General features: G+C 70.3%; 16 protein-coding genes. 4 read left to right on the top strand and 12 right to left on the bottom strand.

Annotation, left to right across the window (positions count from 1 at the left end; all coding sequences use genetic code 11):
• Position 1: 1 nt before the first annotated feature.
• The 8 genes from OERS_RS07725 to OERS_RS07690 form a co-directional block, all read right to left on the bottom strand.
• Positions 2–1,348 (bottom strand): thymidine phosphorylase, encoded by a 1,347-nt coding sequence (locus tag OERS_RS07725; RefSeq protein ID WP_068625340.1) that lies wholly within the window; start codon positions 1,346–1,348, stop codon positions 2–4.
• Positions 1,345–1,755, bottom strand: a complete 411-nt coding sequence (locus OERS_RS07720; protein ID WP_056650323.1) for a cytidine deaminase — start codon at positions 1,753–1,755, stop codon at positions 1,345–1,347. Before OERS_RS07720 ends, OERS_RS07725 begins: the two co-directional genes overlap by 4 nt.
• 4 nt (positions 1,756–1,759) lie before the next feature.
• Entirely contained in the window at positions 1,760–3,028 is a 1,269-nt protein-coding gene (locus OERS_RS07715) for an ABC transporter permease (RefSeq protein ID WP_056651346.1), read from the bottom strand.
• 5 nt (positions 3,029–3,033) lie between these two features.
• Entirely contained in the window at positions 3,034–4,290 is a 1,257-nt protein-coding gene (locus OERS_RS07710; protein ID WP_056763279.1) for an ABC transporter permease, read from the bottom strand.
• Positions 4,287–5,840 (bottom strand): ABC transporter ATP-binding protein, encoded by a 1,554-nt coding sequence (locus OERS_RS07705; protein WP_068625339.1) that lies wholly within the window; start codon positions 5,838–5,840, stop codon positions 4,287–4,289. Before OERS_RS07705 ends, OERS_RS07710 begins: the two co-directional genes overlap by 4 nt.
• A 112-nt stretch (positions 5,841–5,952) precedes the next feature.
• Positions 5,953–7,044: a BMP family lipoprotein gene (locus tag OERS_RS07700; RefSeq protein ID WP_068625361.1), complete on the bottom strand. Its 1,092-nt coding sequence runs from the start codon at positions 7,042–7,044 to the stop codon at positions 5,953–5,955.
• Positions 7,045–7,333: 289 nt separating this feature from the next.
• A complete protein-coding gene (locus OERS_RS07695; RefSeq protein WP_248948455.1) occupies positions 7,334–8,467 on the bottom strand; it encodes an amidohydrolase in 1,134 nt (377 codons plus the stop codon).
• A 300-nt stretch (positions 8,468–8,767) separates the two neighbouring features.
• The gene (locus tag OERS_RS07690; protein ID WP_068625338.1) at positions 8,768–9,931 is read right to left on the bottom strand and encodes a mannose-1-phosphate guanylyltransferase; all 1,164 of its coding nucleotides are present in this window, start codon (positions 9,929–9,931) and stop codon (positions 8,768–8,770) included.
• 324 nt (positions 9,932–10,255) lie between these two features.
• On the opposite strand from OERS_RS07690, the gene sdhC reads away from it, so the two are divergent.
• The 4 genes from sdhC (at position 10,256) to OERS_RS07670 (ending at position 13,790) form a co-directional block, all read left to right on the top strand.
• Positions 10,256–10,639: a succinate dehydrogenase, cytochrome b556 subunit gene (gene sdhC / locus OERS_RS07685; protein ID WP_082608862.1), complete on the top strand. Its 384-nt coding sequence runs from the start codon at positions 10,256–10,258 to the stop codon at positions 10,637–10,639.
• Positions 10,639–11,100 (top strand): succinate dehydrogenase hydrophobic membrane anchor subunit, encoded by a 462-nt coding sequence (locus OERS_RS07680; protein ID WP_056650313.1) that lies wholly within the window; start codon positions 10,639–10,641, stop codon positions 11,098–11,100. Before sdhC ends, OERS_RS07680 begins: the two co-directional genes overlap by 1 nt.
• A gap of 84 nt (positions 11,101–11,184) precedes the next feature.
• The gene (gene sdhA, locus OERS_RS07675; protein ID WP_056763275.1) at positions 11,185–13,017 is read left to right on the top strand and encodes a succinate dehydrogenase flavoprotein subunit; all 1,833 of its coding nucleotides are present in this window, start codon (positions 11,185–11,187) and stop codon (positions 13,015–13,017) included.
• Positions 13,017–13,790 (top strand): succinate dehydrogenase iron-sulfur subunit, encoded by a 774-nt coding sequence (locus tag OERS_RS07670; RefSeq protein WP_056650307.1) that lies wholly within the window; start codon positions 13,017–13,019, stop codon positions 13,788–13,790. The genes sdhA and OERS_RS07670 overlap by 1 nt, the downstream gene beginning before the upstream one ends.
• Positions 13,791–13,878: 88 nt before the next feature.
• Here OERS_RS07670 and OERS_RS07665 read toward each other — a convergent pair whose 3' ends face one another.
• The 4 genes from OERS_RS07665 to OERS_RS07650 all read right to left on the bottom strand — a co-directional run bounded on the left by OERS_RS07665 (position 13,879) and on the right by OERS_RS07650 (position 17,003).
• Positions 13,879–14,940 (bottom strand): YihY/virulence factor BrkB family protein, encoded by a 1,062-nt coding sequence (locus OERS_RS07665; protein WP_068625337.1) that lies wholly within the window; start codon positions 14,938–14,940, stop codon positions 13,879–13,881.
• Positions 14,941–14,969: 29 nt separating this feature from the next.
• Positions 14,970–15,521, bottom strand: a complete 552-nt coding sequence (locus OERS_RS07660; protein ID WP_068625336.1) for a 2'-5' RNA ligase family protein — start codon at positions 15,519–15,521, stop codon at positions 14,970–14,972.
• Entirely contained in the window at positions 15,521–16,558 is a 1,038-nt protein-coding gene (trpS, locus tag OERS_RS07655) for a tryptophan--tRNA ligase (RefSeq protein WP_068625335.1), read from the bottom strand. Before trpS ends, OERS_RS07660 begins: the two co-directional genes overlap by 1 nt.
• 70 nt (positions 16,559–16,628) lie before the next feature.
• A complete protein-coding gene (locus tag OERS_RS07650; protein WP_068625334.1) occupies positions 16,629–17,003 on the bottom strand; it encodes a twin-arginine translocase TatA/TatE family subunit in 375 nt (124 codons plus the stop codon).
• Positions 17,004–17,005: the final 2 nt, after the last annotated feature.

Below are 17,005 nucleotides of genomic sequence, written 5' to 3'. Positions count from 1 at the left end.
GTCAGGCGAGCCGGTCGAGGATCAGGGCCGGCGTCTCGACGGCCGTGCCCGGGTCCGCGACGGACCAGGCGCCCTCGAGCGCCTCGACCGCCCGGTCGAACCGCTCCGGGGTGTCGGTGTGGAGCGTGAGCAGGTGCTGCCCCTTGGTGACCACGTCGCCCGGCTTGGCGTGGATCTCGATCCCCGCCCCGGCCTGCACCGGGTCCTCCTTGCGGGCACGGCCCGCACCGAGGCGCCAGGCCGCGACCCCCACGCCGAACGCGTCGAGGTGCGAGAGGACGCCGTCACGGTCGGCGACCACGTGCTCCTTCTCGCGCGCCACGGGCAGCGGAGCGCGGGCGTCGCCGCCCTGCTCCGCGATCATCTCGCGCCACTTGTCCATGGCCCGGCCGTTCGAGAGCGCGTGCCGCACCTCGTCCTCCGGGACGGGCCTGCCCGCCGCGTCGAGCATCTCGACAGCGAGCGCGACCGTCAGGTCGACGACGTCGCGCGGCCCCCCGCCCGAGAGCACGTCGAGCGTCTCGCGGACCTCGAGCGCGTTGCCTGCCGTCAGCCCCAGCGGGGTCGACATGTCGGTCAGCAGCGCGACCGTGCGGACACCCGCGTCCGTGCCCAGGTCCACCATGGTCCGCGCGAGCTCGCGCGCCTGCTCGATGTCCTTCATGAACGCGCCCGAGCCGACCTTGACGTCCAGGACGAGCGCACCCGTGCCCTCGGCGATCTTCTTGCTCATGATCGAGGACGCGATGAGCGGGATCGCTTCGACCGTGGCCGTGACGTCGCGCAGCGCGTAGAGCTTGCGGTCGGCCGGGGCCAGCCCCGAGCCCGCCTGGCAGATGACGGCGCCCACGTGCTCGAGCTGGTTCATCATCTGCTCGTTCGTCAGCGCGGCGCGCCAGCCGGGGATGGACTCGAGCTTGTCGAGCGTGCCCCCCGTGTGCCCCAGACCGCGCCCCGAGAGCTGCGGCACCGCGACCCCGAAGACCGCGACGAGCGGAGCGAGCGGCAACGTGATCTTGTCCCCCACGCCTCCCGTCGAGTGCTTGTCGGCCGTGGGGCGCGAGAGCGCCGAGAAGTTCATGCGCTCGCCCGAGGCGATCATGGCCGCGGTCCAGCGCCCGATCTCCGTGCGGTCCATGCCGTTGAGCAGGATCGCCATGTTGAGGGCGGCCATCTGCTCCTCGGCCACGACACCGCGCGTGTAGGCGTCGATGACCCAGTCGATCTGCTCGGCCGACAGACGGCCCTTGTCCCGCTTGGTGCGGATGACGTCGACCGCGTCGAACGACTCGGTCTCCTTGTTCGGCAGCGCGCCGGAGGCGCCCACCGGAGTGCTCTGCGTGCTCATGCTCGCTCCACCAGATCTTCAGGCCCGAAAGCGTCGGGCAGCACATCGGTCATGGGCTTGATGCCTCGGGTCGTCTCCACGAGCAGCCGGGGCCCGCCGTGCTCCCACAGGAGCTGGCGGCACCGTCCGCACGGCATGAGCACGTTGCCGTGCCCGTCGACGCAGGCGAAGGCCACGAGGCGCCCGCCTCCGCTCCCGATCAGGTCGCTCACGAGCGAGCACTCGGCGCACAGCGTCACGCCGTATGCCGCGTTCTCGATGTTGGCGCCCGTGACCAGCCGGCCGTCGTCGACCAGCGCGGCGGCCCCGACCTTGAACGAGGAGTAGGGCGCGTACGCCTTCTCCATCGCGGCCCGGGCAGCGACCCGCAGGCCCTCCCAGTCGATCGTCGGTGTCTCGTCGCTCATCCGGTCATCCCTTCACGTACGGTTCGCCCGCGGCAGCGGGCCCGCGCACGCGACCGACCAGGCCGGCGACCGCGAAGATCGTCACGACGTAGGGCAGCATGAGCATGAACTGGTTGGGGATCGGGGTCTCGAGGACGCCGAGCACCTGCTGCAGCTTGTCGGCGAACCCGAAGAGCAGCGCGGCGCCCAGGGCCCCCCACGGGCTCCAGCGGCCCAGGATCATCGCGGCGAGCGCGATGTAGCCCTTGCCGGCCGTCATCTCCTGGCCGAACGCACCCACGGACCCGATCGTGAAGAACGCACCGCCGAGGCCCGCGACCATGGACCCGAGCAGGACGTTGCCCCACCGGGTGCGGTTGACGTTGATGCCGACCGTGTCCGCGGCCTGGGGGTACTCCCCGACCGATCGGACGCGCAGGCCCCACCGGGTGCGGAAGAGCGCGATGCTGATGACGATGACCGCGACGTAGAGCAGGTACACGATGATCGACTGGCGGAACAGCACCGGGCCGATGATCGGGATCTCGGAGAGCAGCGGGATCGGGAGCGTCGGCAGGCGCGGGGGCGTGTTGAGCGTCGCGGGGTCGTTCTTGAGCACCGAGGAGAACAGGAAGCTCGTCAGGCCCACGGCGAACACGTTGAGCACCACACCGACGATGATCTGGTTCACGTGGTACTTGACCGTGAACAGCGCGAGCATCGCGCCGATGAGCAGCCCCGCGAGCGGAGCAGCGACCAGACCCACGTACGCGTTGCCCACGACCGAGGCGAGCACGGCGGCGCCGAACGCGCCCGTGAGCAGCTGACCCTCGATCGCGATGTTGACGACGCCGGCCCGCTCGTTGAGCAGACCGCCGAGCGCACCGAACGCGAGCGGGACCGCGAGGAGCAGCGAGCCCTGCAGGAGGCTCACGATCGACGTGCTCTTGTCCGCGACGGCCCACACGAGGAACGTCAGGACCCACAGGACGCCGAAGACCGCGAGCACCCAGCGCCCGACCGGCTTGTCCGCGCGGACCCGCAGGGTCGCGTAGCCGGCCAGGAGCAGGCAGAGCACCGAGAGCACGATCGCGGTGGCCCGCGTGGGGAGCTCGACCGGGTCGAACTTGAGGAGGTCGGCCCCCGTGGAGATCCCGAAGGTCGTCACGGAACCTGCCGGCCCCAGGAGGCCGAACAGGACGAACGAGAGCAGGCCGAAGACCCCGAGCGTGATGGGGACCTTCCAGCTGCGGGTCGCCGTCACGGCAGCGACCTGGGTACGCGGTGCGGCCATGGCGGTCATGCGCTGGCTCCCTTCACGACGACGGGGTTCGGGGCGGGCAGCCGGAAGATGGCCCGGACGAGCGGCGGGGCCGCGATGAAGAGCACGACGAGCGACTGGATGACCAGGACGATGTTGATCGACGTACCCGTCGAGGCCTCCATGGCCCGTCCACCCACGTTGAGCCCGGCGTACAGCAGGCCCGCGAAGAAGATGCCGAGCGGCTTGGACCTGCCCAGCAGGGCGACGGTGATCGCGTCGAACCCGATCGAACCGGCGATCCCGCCGGTCAGCGCCTTCTCCGTGCCGAGGATCTGCACGGCGCCCGCGAGGCCCGCAAGGGCACCCGAGACGACCATGACGAGCACGAACGACGACGCCACTCCCATGCCTGCGGTCCGGGCGGCCTGCGGGTTGGAGCCCACCGCGCGGAACCGGAAGCCCCACGTCGAGCGGGACATGAGCCACCAGACGAAGACCGCGGCCAGGATCGCGACCAGGAAGCCCGCGTTGAGGCGGAACTGGTCGCCCAGGAGCAGCGGCAGCTGGGCCGTGTCCTTGACGCCCGGGCTCTTGGGCTGGTTGGAGCCCGGCCGGGTGAACGCGCTGGTCGTGAGGAACCAGGCGACGAGATAGAGCGCGACGTAGTTCAGCATGATCGTCACGATCACCTCGTGCGCGCCCGTACGGGCCTTGAGGAAGCCTGCGATGCCGGCCCAGAAGCCACCGGCGAGCACGCCGCCGAGCAGCGCGAGCAGCAGGTGCAGGACGGGCGGCAGGTTCCAGGCGAAGCCCACGTAGCCGCCGATCGCAGCCCCCATGAGGACCTGCCCCTGCGCACCGATGTTGAACAGGCCCGCACGGAAGCCGACGGCCACGCCGAGGGCCGCGATGATGAGCGGCGTCGAGACGGTCATGGTCTCGGTCAGCGAGCGGATGCCGCGGGCGAACGTCGGGGCCTCGTAGTTGTAGACCGCGCCGCGGAACATGGCCGAGTAGGCGTCAGCCACCGCGCTCCAGGCCGCACCGAAGAAGTCGGCGGGCTTGGCGAAGAGGTAGCTCGCGGCAGCCGTCACGTCGGGGTCTGTGACGATGATCAGGAGCCCGCCGATGACGAGCGCCAGGACGAACGCCAGGACGGTGACGCCGAACGGGCCCGTCGTGATCTCCCGGAAGGTCGCAGCCCAGCGGGCGTCGCTCGCTGGCTTCGCCGCGCGCGGCGCCTCGGGGGCCGGCTCCCCCGTCGCCGGAGGGACGGGCTGCTGGTCGGTCACTGGGTTGCTCCCGTCGTGTCGGTCTGGTCGGTCACCTGTGCGGTGGCCTCGTCGTAGGGCACGCCGGCCATCATGAGGCCGAGCACCTCGCGCGACGTCGTGGGCGGGACGAAGCCCACGATGCGCCCGCGGTACATCACGGCGATCCGGTCGGCGAGCTCGACGACCTCGTCGAGCTCGGTCGAGACGATGATCACCGGGGTGCCGTTGTCGCGCTCCTGGACGATGCGGCGGTGCAGGAACTCGATGGACCCCACGTCCACGCCGCGCGTCGGCTGGCTCGCGATGAAGAGCTTGAGCGGGCGCGAGAGCTCGCGCGCGAGGACGACCTTCTGCTGGTTGCCGCCCGAGAGCCGGCCGACCTCCTGGCCGGGGCCCTGCGTGCGGATGTCGAACTCGCTGATGCGGTGCTCGGCGTTGCGCCGGATCTCCGGCAGGTTGAGCGCGATGCCCCGCGCGTACGGGGACTTGTCGTAGAGGTCGAGCACGAGGTTCTCCGCGACCGTGAAGTCGAGGACGAGCCCGTCGACCTTGCGGTCCTCGGGCACGAACCCGATCCCGGCGTCGAGGGCCGCGTCGGGCGAGAGCCCGCGCAGCTCCTTGCCGTGGAGCGAGATCGCCCCCTCCGCGGAGGGCAGCAGCCCGAGGATGGCCTCGGTGAGCTCGGTCTGCCCGTTGCCCTGCACGCCCGCGACGGCGAGGATCTCGCCCTCTGCGACCGAGAACGAGACGCGGTCCACGACGGCCTGCCCGTTGGGCGCGAGGACCGTGAGGTCCGTGACCACGAAGGTCTCTTCACCGAGCTGCGGGGGTGCCTTGTCGAGACCGAGCGAGACCGAGCGCCCCACCATGAGCGACGCGAGCTCCGTCTCGGAGGCCGACGGCTCGGCCGTGCCGACGACCGCGCCACGACGGATGACCGTGATGACGTCGGCGACGGCCTTGACCTCGCGCAGCTTGTGCGTGATGAAGACGATCGACGTGCCCGAGGCCTTGAGCTGTCGCATGATCTCGATCAGCTCGTCGGTCTCCTGCGGCGTCAGCACCGCGGTGGGCTCGTCGAGGATGAGGACCTTGGCCTCGCGTGCGAGCGCCTTGACGATCTCGACGCGCTGCTGCACGCCGACCGGCAGGTCCTCGACGACGGCGTCCGGGTCCAGGCCGAAGCCGAACCGCGCGGACAGGTCCCGCACCCGGGCACGTGCGGCCTCGAGGTCCAGGAATCCCCCGGCCTTGACGTCCTCGTGCCCGAGCATGACGTTCTCTGCGACGGTGAACACGGGCACGAGCATGAAGTGCTGGTGCACCATGCCGATCCCGGCGGCGAGCGCGTCGCCCGGTCCCCGGAAGGCGCGCTCCTCGTCGTCGAGCAGGATGGCGCCCGAGTCGGCCTGGTAGAGGCCGAACAGCACGTTCATCAGCGTGCTCTTGCCTGCGCCGTTCTCCCCGAGAAGGGCATGGATCTGCCCCGGTTCGATGACGAGGTCGATGTGGTCGTTGGCGACGAGCGGTCCGAACGACTTGGTGATACCGCGGAGCTCCAGCTTCACGTACGGTCCCTTCGATGCACAGGCAGCCTTGCCTGTGACGTTAGCCCAAGACTGGTCGAGCCGGCCCGGCGAGGATGCCGGGCCGGCTCGGACCACGAGGTACAGCGTCAGGTCACGGCGAGCTCGGGGACTCCACGACGATGGTGCCGTCGATGATGTCCTTGCGGAGCTGGTCGATCTCGTCCTTGAGCTCCTGCGGGACCTTGGAGTCGAAGTCGTGGTACGGCGCGATGTCCACGCCGCCGTTCTCGAGCGTGCCCACGTAGGGCTCGTTCGAGAACTCGTCCTCGGAGGCCGCGGTGATGACGTCCTCGACGCCCGCACCGATCTCCTTGAGGACCGAGGTCAGGATCAGGTCGCCCGAGTCGGGGTTGGTCTCGAAGCCGTCGGCGTCGACCCAGATGACCGACACGTCGGTCGCGTCCTTGGCCGCGGCGAGCGTGCCGACACCGACCGGACCGGCGACGGGCATGATGATGTCCGCACCCTGGTCGATGAAGGTCTGCGTGAGCTGCTGGCCCTGGGACTGGTCCTCGAAGCCACCGGCGAACGAGCCGTTCTGCGACTCCTTGTTCCAGCCGAGGGTCTTGACGTCGGTGCCGTGCGTCTCGTTGTAGTTCGCGACGCCGTCGACGAAGCCGTCCATGAAGATCGTCACGGACGGGATCTGCAGACCGCCGTACGTGGCGACCGTGCCCGTCTTGCTCATGCCCGCGGCGAGGTAGCCCGCGAGGAACGAGGCCTGGGCGGTGTCGAAGCTGATGGGCTTGACGTTGTCGAGCTCGATCGTGTTGCCGTCAGCGTCTTGCGCCGTCGAGTCGACGATCGCGAAGTCGACGTCGGCGTTCGCCTGGGCCGCGTCGCCCGTGGCGGTCGCGAGCAGGAAGCCGACCGTGACGATGATGTTGCAGTTCTCGGAGATCAGGTTGTCGATGTTCGGAGCGAAGTTCGACTCCTCCTTCGACTCCGCCGTGGCGGTCTGGATGCCCAGGTTCTTCTCCGCAGCCATGAGGCCGTTGTAGCCCGACTCGTTGAAGGACTTGTCGTCGAACCCGCCGGCGTCGGACACCATGCAGGCCTTGAAGCTCGACTCGGAGCCTCCCGCCGTTCCCGTGCTGCCACCCTCGTCGGGCGCGCTGCCACATGCGGCCAGCGTCAGCGCGGCGACCGCCGCGAGCGCGGTCATCTGCGTTGCTCTCTTCACCATGAGCTCCTGTCGATCTCGTCGATGGCCTCACGGAGATGACCGGGACCCACCCGCGCGCCGTTGCACGGGAAGGTCACGGAGTCCGTCGGCCTGTATGGATCGAACACTAGCCACGTCCAGGAATCGCGGACGTTACTTGCGGGTAACGACGCCGCTTCGTTATGGAAGCGTCATCTGGCGTCTCAGCCGTGGTCGTTCTCGGTCCACGGATCGGACACCTGGTTGTGTCGAGCAACCACGACGCACCCTCGAGAGACGCCGCCACGGCTCCCGGGCGGCCTCCCCCTCAGCCCAGCGCGACGCGCGCGAGCAGCCGGACCCCGGCACCGATCGCCGACTCGTCGACCTGCAGGTCGCCCTGGTGGATGTCGTACGACCGGCCGCCGGGAGTCCGGGTCCCGAGCCGTGCCATGGCGCCCGGCACCTTGGTCAGGTACCAGGCGAAGTCCTCCCCGCCGAGCGACTGCTCGGTCAGCAGCACCGAGGTCGGCCCGAGCACGTCGCGCGCGGCCGCCTCGAGGGCGCCCGTGCAGTCCTCGGCGTTCTCGACCGGCGGCACGCCGCGCGTGTGGTTCACGGTGACCTCGACCTCGTAGGGCGCGACGACCTGCTCGACCGCGTCGTGGAGCACCTGCCCGGCGAACTCCCAGGCCCGCACGTCGAGGCAGCGCAGCGTCCCCCGGACCGTCCCGGTGCTGGGGATCGCGTTGTGCGCCGACCCCGCGTGCACGGCACCCCACGTGAGGTTGACGCCCGAGCGGGGGTCGAGCCGGCGCCCGAGCACCGCGGGCACCTGGGTGATGACCTGGCCGAGCGCGTAGACGACGTCGCCCGTCAGGTGCGGCCGCGAGGTGTGCCCCCCGGGCGACGTGATGGTCACGGACACCTCGTCCGAGGCCGAGGTGATGGGCCCGATGCGCGTGCCGATCTGCCCCGCGTCGACCTTGGGGTCGCAGTGGACCGCGTAGATCTCGTCGACCCCGTCGAGGCCCCCCTGCGCGATGACGTCGAGCGAGCCACCGGGCTGGACCTCCTCGGCGGGCTGGAAGATCAGCCGGACGGGGCGGGCGAGCTCACCGCGCTGCGCGAGCTCGGCGAGGACCAGACCGGCCCCGAGCACCACGGTCGTGTGGACGTCGTGGCCGCACGCGTGCGCGACCCCCGGGACGGTCGAGGCCCACGGCAGCTCGCAGCGGTCCTGGAGCGGCAGCGCGTCGATGTCGGCGCGCAGCGCGACCCGGCCGCGCGTCTCGCCGTCGGGACCCTCGGCACCGCCGATGTCGCACACCAGACCGGTGCCCTGCAGCAGGCGCGGCGAGAGCCCGGCCGCGCGCAGGCGGTCGGCGATCAGTGCCGTGGTGCGGGTCTCTGCCCGCGAGACCTCGGGGTGCGCGTGGATGTCGCGCCGGATCGCGACCAGCTCGTCCGCGGGCGACGCCGCGACGGCCGTGACGCGGTCCCCCGCCTCGGTCCGCCCCCCGCCCGAGGGCAGCGACGGGGACCGGTCGTTCTGGGTGCTCTCCTCAGGCGTGCTCACACGCCGAGACTAACGCCGACCCGTGCAGGTGGGGCGGGGGCGGCCACGCACCGGGACGGCGAGAGGCCTGCGCGGGCCGCGCTGCGCCGCCGGGCCGCGAGCGATCTCCCGCCCGCGGCCCGACGGCGCAGCCCGCCCAGGTGCGCGAGCGCACGCCCGCCCCGGGTGCACGGGTGAGGAGAGTCAGAGCAGCTCGTCGAGCCCGCGCTCGCGCACCGCGTCGACCATGGACTTGACCTGCTGCGCACGCGCACGCGTGGTGACCAGGAGCGCGTCGGGCGTGTCGACGACCACGACGTCGTCGAGGCCGAGGATCGTCACGACGCGCTCGCTCGCCGGGACGACGACCGAGCCCGCGCTCTCGAGCCGGACGACCCGACCGGCGTCCCCCAGGACCTTGGAGCCCGACTCGTCCGCAGCGGGCAGCAGGGCGGCGAGCGAGTTGAAGTCACCCACGTCGTCCCAGCCGAAGTTCCCCGGGACCACGGCGACCCCGCCCACGGCCGCGACGGGCTCGGCGACCGCGTGGTCGATCGCGATCTTCTCGAGCCCGGGCCACTCGTCCGCGAGGACCTGGTCCCGCTCGGGCGTGTCCCAGGCCGCGGCGATCCGTCGCAGCCCGTCGTGGAGCTCGGGGCGCTGGTCTGCCAGGTGCCCGAGCAGGACCGAGGTCCGCGTGATGAACATGCCCGCGTTCCAGCGGTACTCCCCCGAGCGCACGTAGCGCTGCGCGGTCAGGGCGTCGGGCTTCTCCGTGAAGCCCTCGGCGTGCAGACCCGTCGGCGCCCCCTCGAGGCCGAGCGGCGCCCCGCTGCGGACGTAGCCGAATGCGGTGGAGGGCCTCGACGCCGCGATGCCGACCGTGACGACGTAGCCCGCCCGCGCGGCCTCCACGCCCTCCCGGACGGCCTGCTCGAACGCCGCCTGTCCCGTGATGACCTGGTCGGCCGCGAACGAGCCGATCACCACGTCGCCGTGACGCTGCTCGAGGACCGCGGCCGCCAGCCCGATGGCCGCCATGGAGTCGCGGGGGGACGGCTCGGCGAGCACCGAGTCCTCGTCGAGCCCCGGCAGCTGCGTCCTGGCCGAGGCCACGTGCTGGCGACCCGTGACCAGGACGATGCCCCCCTCGCCCGTCAGGGGCGCCAGGCGGTCGACCGTGGCCTGGAGCAGCGAGCGCCCGGTACCCGCGAGGTCGAGCAGGAACTTGGGGTTGCCCCGCCGGGACAGAGGCCACAACCGTGTCCCGGCCCCGCCCGCGGGGATCACGGCATAGAAGCCGGGGACGGCCCGGTCGTCCGTGGACGACCCGCCGGGAGCAGGGGCAGGCGCAGGAGTGGTCGACATGCTCGAAGCATAGTGACCACGGGTCGAGACGCCGTCGGGGACGCCCGCGAGACCGGTCCTCGGCAGTTCCCCGAAGCCATGTGGAATGAGTCACAATCCGGGGTGGGCAGGGCGCCTGGAAGCCTCGGCGGTCCGCAACCTGACGCCGATGTCACTATGGTGGAACCCCAGAGACGGATATCGACGGACTCCGGCGAGCCCTGGATCTGCCGCTCCTCCCGACTCCTCGGAGCCTCGAGACGGAGCGGTCGTGAACGGCCACCGGCGGACGACGTCGTCCAGCTCGATATCTCACCCCTGAACTCGCCACAGGAGGCCCCTAAAGTGCCCAGTGCACCTGCTGGCACGCTGTACCGCGGCCGTGAAGGCATGTGGTCGTGGGTCGCGCATCGCGTGACCGGCGTGCTCATCTTCTTCTTCCTCCTCGTGCACGTGCTGGACACAGCGCTGGTACGAGTCTCGCCCGAGGCGTACGACGCCGTGATCGGCACGTACAAGACCGTGATCATGGGACTCGGTGAGGCCGGCCTGGTCGCCGCCATCGTGTTCCACGCCTTCAACGGTGTCCGGATCATCCTCGTGGACTTCTGGGCCAAGGGCCCCAAGTACCAGCGCACCATGCTGTGGGTCGTCGTCGGTCTGTTCGCCGTGACCATGGCGGGCTTCCTGCCCCGCCACCTCATGAACGTCTTCGGAGGTGGGCACTGATGGGCACCACGACCACCAGCTCGCCCCTCGCGGCCCCCCGCGACCCGTACAAGCGCCAGAAGACGACGCGCTCGAACTACGAGCTGTACAGCTGGGTCTTCATGCGCGCCTCGGGCGTCGTGCTGATCGTCCTGATCTTCGGGCACCTCTTCGTCAACCTCATGGTCGGCGAGGGCGTCCACGCGATCGACTTCGGCTTCGTCGCCGGCAAGTGGGCCTCTCCGTTCTGGCAGGTCTGGGACCTCCTGATGCTCTGGCTCGCGATGATCCACGGCACCAACGGTGTCCGCACCATCATCAACGACTACGCCCAGCGCGACGGCACCCGCATGGTCCTCAAGTGGGCCCTGTACCTGGCCTTCGTGATCGTCACCGTGCTCGGCACCCTCGTGGTCTTCACGTTCGACCCGTGCCCGCCGAACGCGCTGGACTACCAGCTCCCGTCGTTCTGCACCGCCTGACGGACCTGCCGGTCGGCGTTCCCCCAGACGCCGCCTGACAGCCCCCGTCCCCCTTCCCACTCGTCACAGGAGGCATCGACACCGATGCAAACCCATCAGTACGACGTCGTCATCGTCGGAGCAGGCGGCGCCGGCATGCGCGCGGCGCTCGAGTCGTCCGGCAAGGTCCGCACGGCGGTCATCTCGAAGCTCTACCCCACCCGGTCCCACACCGGCGCGGCGCAGGGCGGCATGTGCGCCGCCCTCGCGAACGTCGAGGAGGACAACTGGGAGTGGCACACGTTCGACACGGTCAAGGGCGGCGACTACCTCGTCGACCAGGACGCCGCGGAGATCATGGCCAAGGAAGCCATCGACGCGGTCCTCGACCTCGAGCGCATGGGTCTGCCGTTCAACCGCACGCCCGAGGGCAAGATCGACCAGCGTCGCTTCGGCGGTCACACCCGCAACCACGGCGAGGCCGCGGTGCGCCGCTCGTGCTACGCCGCGGACCGCACGGGTCACATGATCCTCCAGACGCTCTACCAGAACTGCGTCAAGCAGGACGTGGAGTTCTTCAACGAGTTCTACGTCCTGGACCTCATCACGGACCACGACCTCGCCGCCGAGGACGTCCCCGACGGCGAGACGGTCAACGCGACCGGCGTCGTCGCGTACGACCTGGCGACCGGCGAGATCCACGTCTTCCAGGCCAAGGCGATCATCTTCGCCACGGGCGGCGCGGGCAAGATCTTCAAGACGACCTCCAACGCGCACACCCTCACGGGTGACGGCATGGCCCTGGCCTACCGTCGCGGTCTGCCGCTCGAGGACATGGAGTTCTTCCAGTTCCACCCGACAGGTCTCGCCGGCCTCGGCATCCTCCTGTCGGAGGCGGCCCGCGGTGAGGGCGGCATCCTGCGCAACGGCGAGGGCGAGCGCTTCATGGAGCGCTACGCACCCACCATCAAGGACCTCGCACCGCGTGACATCGTCGCGCGGTCGATGGCGAACGAGGTCCGCGAGGGACGCGGCGCCGGGCCGGACAAGGACTACGTCCTGCTCGACCTGACGCATCTCGAGCCCGCGCACATCGACGCCAAGCTGCCGGACATCACCGAGTTCGCGCGCACGTACCTCGGCATCGAGCCCTACACCGAGCCCGTGCCCGTCTACCCGACCGCGCACTACGCCATGGGCGGCATCCCGACCAACGTCGGCGGTGAGGTCCTCCGCGACGGTCACAACGTCGTCCGCGGCCTGTACGCGGCCGGCGAGGTCGCGTGCGTCTCGGTGCACGGCTCCAACCGCCTCGGGACCAACTCGCTCTTGGACATCAACGTGTTCGGCAAGCGGGCGGGCCGCCAGGCCGCCGCGTACGCCGCGACCGCCGAGTACCGCGAGCTGCCGGAGAACCCCGCGGCCGCGGTGATCTCCCAGCTCGACGAGATGCGCAACCGCCCCGACGGCGAGCGCGTGGCGGACGTCCGCAAGGCGCTCCAGGAGACCATGGACGCCAACGCGCAGGTGTTCCGCACGGGTGAGTCGCTCAACCAGGCGCTCTCGGACATCCGCACCCTCCAGGACCGCTACCGCAAGGTCTCGGTCCAGGACAAGGGGCGCCTGTTCAACACCGACCTGCTCGAGGCCATCGAGCTCGGCTTCCTCCTCGACATCGCCGAGGTCACGGTCATCGCGGCCATCAACCGCAAGGAGTCGCGCGGCGGTCACTACCGCGAGGACTTCCCGGACCGCGACGACGCCAACTACATGCTCCACACGATGGCCTACCGTCGCCCCACGGCTGCCGGCGACACCGCCGACGGGCACGTGGAGGGATACTTCGACCACGTCGAGGAGTTCGATTCCTACAAGATCGTGCTGGGTTCCAAGCCCGTCACCCAGACCCGGTACGAGCCCATGGAGCGTAAGTACTGATGACTGCCACACTCGAAGCCCCTGCCGGTTCGGAGAAGACCGAGGTCGGCGCCGTGCCCTCCTTCGAGGTCACGATCAAGCTCCGCCGCTACAACCCCGAGTCCGAGCACGGTGAGGACGCGTACTGGGAGGAGTACACGGTCCTGGCCCACGGCACGGACCGCGTGCTCGACGCGCTGCACAAGATCAAGTGGGAGCACGACGGCTCGCTGACCTTCCGTCGCTCGTGCGCCCACGGGATCTGCGGCTCGGACGCGATGCGCATCAACGGTCGTAACCGACTGGCCTGCAAGACGCTCCTCAAGGACGTCAACCCGGACAAGCCGATCACCGTCGAGCCCATCAAGGGCCTGCCGGTCATCAAGGACCTGGTCGTCGACATGGAGCCGTTCTTCGCCTCCTACCGCGAGATCATGCCGTTCCTCATCACGTCGGGGAACGAGCCGAGCAAGGAGCGCCTGCAGTCTGCCGAGCAGCGCGAGCGCTTCGACGACACCACCAAGTGCATCCTGTGCGCGGCGTGCACGTCCTCGTGCCCCGTGTTCTGGACGGACGGCCAGTACTTCGGCCCGGCCGCGATCGTCAACGCGCACCGCTTCATCTTCGACTCGCGCGACGACGGTGCGACCCAGCGCCTGGAGATCCTCAACGACAAGGAGGGCGTGTGGCGCTGCCGCACGACCTTCAACTGCACCGAGGCGTGCCCCCGTGGCATCGAGATCACCAAGGCGATCCAGGAGGTCAAGCGCGCGATGATCACCCGCGCCTTCTGACGCCCTCCCTGCACTGCCCGACGGCGGTCCCCGGCTCCGGCCGGCGGGCCGCCGTCGTCGGTCGCGGGCTCGAGCCGAGCTGCGGCGCTCAGACCTCGGCGTGCACCCGCGGCGCCCGGCCCCGGCGCACCCCGCGCACCAGAGGGCTCCAGGGATATCCGTAGCCGGCCCCTCGCCGGACCTCCGCGTCCAGCCGCTCCTCCTGCTCGGCCTCGGCCTGCGCGCGCAGCTCGTCGACCGTCGGCTGGGCGGGCGGGTCGGCGATCCAGGCCGCGACCATGAGCAGGATCCGGGTCACGAAGTTCGCGAGGAGCAGGATCGTGACGAACGTCGCGAACGAGCCCAGCAGGGCGTTGCGGGACGAGCTGCCGACGATCACGCTCGTCCCGAGGTAGCGCAGGACGCCGAACGCCGCTGCGGCCGTCATGGCCCCGATGTACAGGTCCTTGCGGGGCGGACGTACTCCCGCCACGAAACGGATGATGAGCAGGACCACGAGCGCGTCGAAGACCAGGCCCACGAGGATGCCCGCCACGGGCACCAGGACCGAGGCGAGCGCCCCGTCGCCGAAGAGCGTCGCTCCCAGCGTCTGGACGACCACCGTGGCCGCTGCCGAGATCACCACGCTCAGCCCCAGGACGGCGAACCCGCCGAGCTCGCGCAGCTTGGACAGGACCGGGTTCTGGCCCACGTTGGTCAGCGAGAACATCGCGCGGGTCGAGGTGCGCAGCGCAGCCATGAACGACACGGCGCTGAAGAGCAGCACGAACACCGCGACGACGCTCGAGACGCTGAGCCCCGAGTTGATAATCAGGTCGTCGGGCGAGAGGATGCCGCTCCCCGTCGGAGTCGTCTTGATCAGCCCCGGGATCGCCTTGTCGATCTGCGCGAAGATCTCGTCGCGCAGCTCCTCGCGGTTGCCCAGGAAGGCCATGAAGGCCGTGTAGAAGATCGTCAGGCCCGCGAACAGCGAGAACAGCGCCGAGTAGGCCATACCGCCGCAGAGGAGCGCCCCTCGCTGGACCCCGTACTGCGCGAGGGCCCGGGCAGGCCGGGTCGTGTTCCACCAGGCCTGCACCGCCTTGGCCCGGGTCGTGAGCCGAGCCACCAGGCCGGGAGCCTCGTCGTCGGGCGTCGTGGGAGAGGTCATCGCCCGAGCCTAGGAGAGGAAACCTCGACTCACCCGTCCGACAGACCGGAGAGCTCGAAACGGCGAGCCGGACGCCAGACCCCGTCGTCCCCGTGCTCGTAGAGGTGGATGCCCGTGACGTCGAACGATGCCTCGAACCCTGCCATCTCCTCGAACGCGAGGTCGAGCGCCTCGTCGTCGACCTCGTGGGCGACCGTGACGTGCGGGTGGTAGTTGAACCGGAGCTCCTGGTCCAGCACGCCCGAGCGCACCGCGCCCTCGAGCTCCTCGCACTCCGCGATCCCCTGCGCGACGATCACGAAGACGACGGGCGAGACGGGACGGAACGTCCCGCTGCCGCGCAGGATGACCCGGAACGGCGCAGCCTGCGCGGTCACGCGGTCGAGGTGGGCGTACACGTCCTCGAGGGCCGACTCGTCGACGACCGTCGGGCCGAGCAACGTGATGTGCGGCGGGATGTCCCCGGCGAAGGGGTCGCCGAACGCCGCACGAGCCTCCTGGAGCGCAGGACCGAACGGCTCGGGGATCTCGATCGCGATGCCGATCCGCACCTGCGACGGACCGCGCTCGGGCAGGTTCATCAGCGGGTCCGACGAGCCGGCAGCAGACCGACGCGGTCGTAGATGCGGTCCAGGGTGGTCTGGGCGAGCCCTCGCGCGCGCTCGGCCCCGCGGGCCAGGACCGCGTCGAGCTCGGCGGGGTCGGACAGGTACTCGTTCGCCCGGGCCTGGAACGGCGTGAGGAAGTCGACGACGACCTCGGCCAGGTCCACCTTCAGGCGCCCATACCCCTTGCCCTCGTAGTCGGCGGCGATCGCCTCGACCGGACGGGAGGTCAGTGCCGAGAAGATGGTCAGCAGGTTGGAGATGCCCGGCTTGCTCGCCGGGTCGTAGCGGATCTCGTTCTCCGAGTCGGTCGCCGCGGAGCGGATGCGCTTGGCGGCGGCCTTGGGGTCCTCGAGCAGCCAGATGACGCCCTTGCCGCCCGACGACGACTTGCTCATCTTGGCGGTGGGTTCCTGCAGGTCGTAGATCTTCGCGACGGCCTTGACGATGTGGGGCTCGGGGACCACGGCGGTGTCCTCGCCGAACCGCGAGTTGAGGCGCTCCGCGAGGTTGCGGGCCAGCTCGAGGTGCTGACGCTGGTCCTCGCCCACGGGCACGAGCGCCGCGTCGTAGAGCAGGATGTCCGCGGCCATCAGGACCGGGTAGGTGAAGAGGCCCACGGTCGTGCCGTCGGTGCCCTGCTTCGCGGACTTGTCCTTGAACTGGGTCATGCGACCCGCCTCGCCGAACCCCGTCTGGCACGACAGCACCCAGGCGAGCTCGGCGTGCTCGGGGACGTGCGACTGGACGAACAACGTCGAGGACTCGGGGTCCACTCCCCCGGCCAGGTACTGCGCCGCGGTGCGCCGCGTACGCTCGCGCAGCTTCGCGGGCTCGGGGTTGACCGTCAGGGCGTGCATGTCCACGACGCAGTAGATCGCGTCGTACGACTCCTGCAGCGCGACCCATTGGCTCAGAGCCCCGATGTAGTTGCCCAGCTGGAGCGAATCCTCCGTGGGCTGCATCCCCGAGAAGATGCGTGGACGCCGTTCACCGGGAACCTCGTTGACCATTGCCCCATTCTGACAGGTCGACGTGCCTCGACCGAATCCGGGCTCGTCCGCTGGGACGCCGGGCCTGCGCTCAGGTCGCCTCGTCGTCGAAGGGGGCCGGGACGCGCACGCCGTCCGCGTCCACGGGCGCGGGGGGCGGCGGCGGGACGGGGGACGCGCTGCGGGGCCGCGAGGACGTGCCCATCAGGTCGTCGTCGTCGAGCAGCGCCTCGCGGACGATCCGTCGCGGATCGTACTGACGAGGGTCCAGCTTGGACCAGTCGACGTCGCCCACCTCCGGCCCCAGCTCCTCGTCGACGCGCGACTTGGCGTCCTTGAGGAAGCCGCGGGCGGTGCGGACGAACGCGCCGAGCTGCTCGGCATAGCGGGGCAGTCGCTCGGGACCGATGACGATCACGGCGACGACGAGGAGGACGACGAACTCGGCGCCGTTGATACCGAACACGC

The organism is Oerskovia enterophila, from assembly GCF_001692445.1.
GTDB lineage: Bacteria > Actinomycetota > Actinomycetes > Actinomycetales > Cellulomonadaceae > Oerskovia > Oerskovia enterophila.
Note: the sequence above shows the minus strand (reverse complement) of the source record. Positions and strands in the feature narration are given on the sequence as shown.

Excerpts from the sequence above, each read along its gene's own strand:
- OERS_RS07725 (WP_068625340.1), bottom strand. The coding sequence starts at position 1,348 with ATGAGCACGCAGAGCACTCCGGTGGGCGCCTCCGGCGCGCTGCCGAAC.
- OERS_RS07720 (WP_056650323.1), bottom strand. The coding sequence starts at position 1,755 with ATGAGCGACGAGACACCGACGATCGACTGGGAGGGCCTGCGGGTCGCT.
- OERS_RS07715 (WP_056651346.1), bottom strand. The coding sequence starts at position 3,028 with ATGGCCGCACCGCGTACCCAGGTCGCTGCCGTGACGGCGACCCGCAGC.
- OERS_RS07690 (WP_068625338.1), bottom strand. The coding sequence starts at position 9,931 with ATGTCGACCACTCCTGCGCCTGCCCCTGCTCCCGGCGGGTCGTCCACG.
- OERS_RS07680 (WP_056650313.1), top strand. The coding sequence starts at position 10,639 with ATGGGCACCACGACCACCAGCTCGCCCCTCGCGGCCCCCCGCGACCCG.
- sdhA (WP_056763275.1), top strand. The coding sequence starts at position 11,185 with ATGCAAACCCATCAGTACGACGTCGTCATCGTCGGAGCAGGCGGCGCC.
- OERS_RS07670 (WP_056650307.1), top strand. The coding sequence starts at position 13,017 with ATGACTGCCACACTCGAAGCCCCTGCCGGTTCGGAGAAGACCGAGGTC.
- OERS_RS07665 (WP_068625337.1), bottom strand. The coding sequence starts at position 14,940 with ATGACCTCTCCCACGACGCCCGACGACGAGGCTCCCGGCCTGGTGGCT.
- OERS_RS07660 (WP_068625336.1), bottom strand. The coding sequence starts at position 15,521 with ATGAACCTGCCCGAGCGCGGTCCGTCGCAGGTGCGGATCGGCATCGCG.
- trpS (WP_068625335.1), bottom strand. The coding sequence starts at position 16,558 with ATGGTCAACGAGGTTCCCGGTGAACGGCGTCCACGCATCTTCTCGGGG.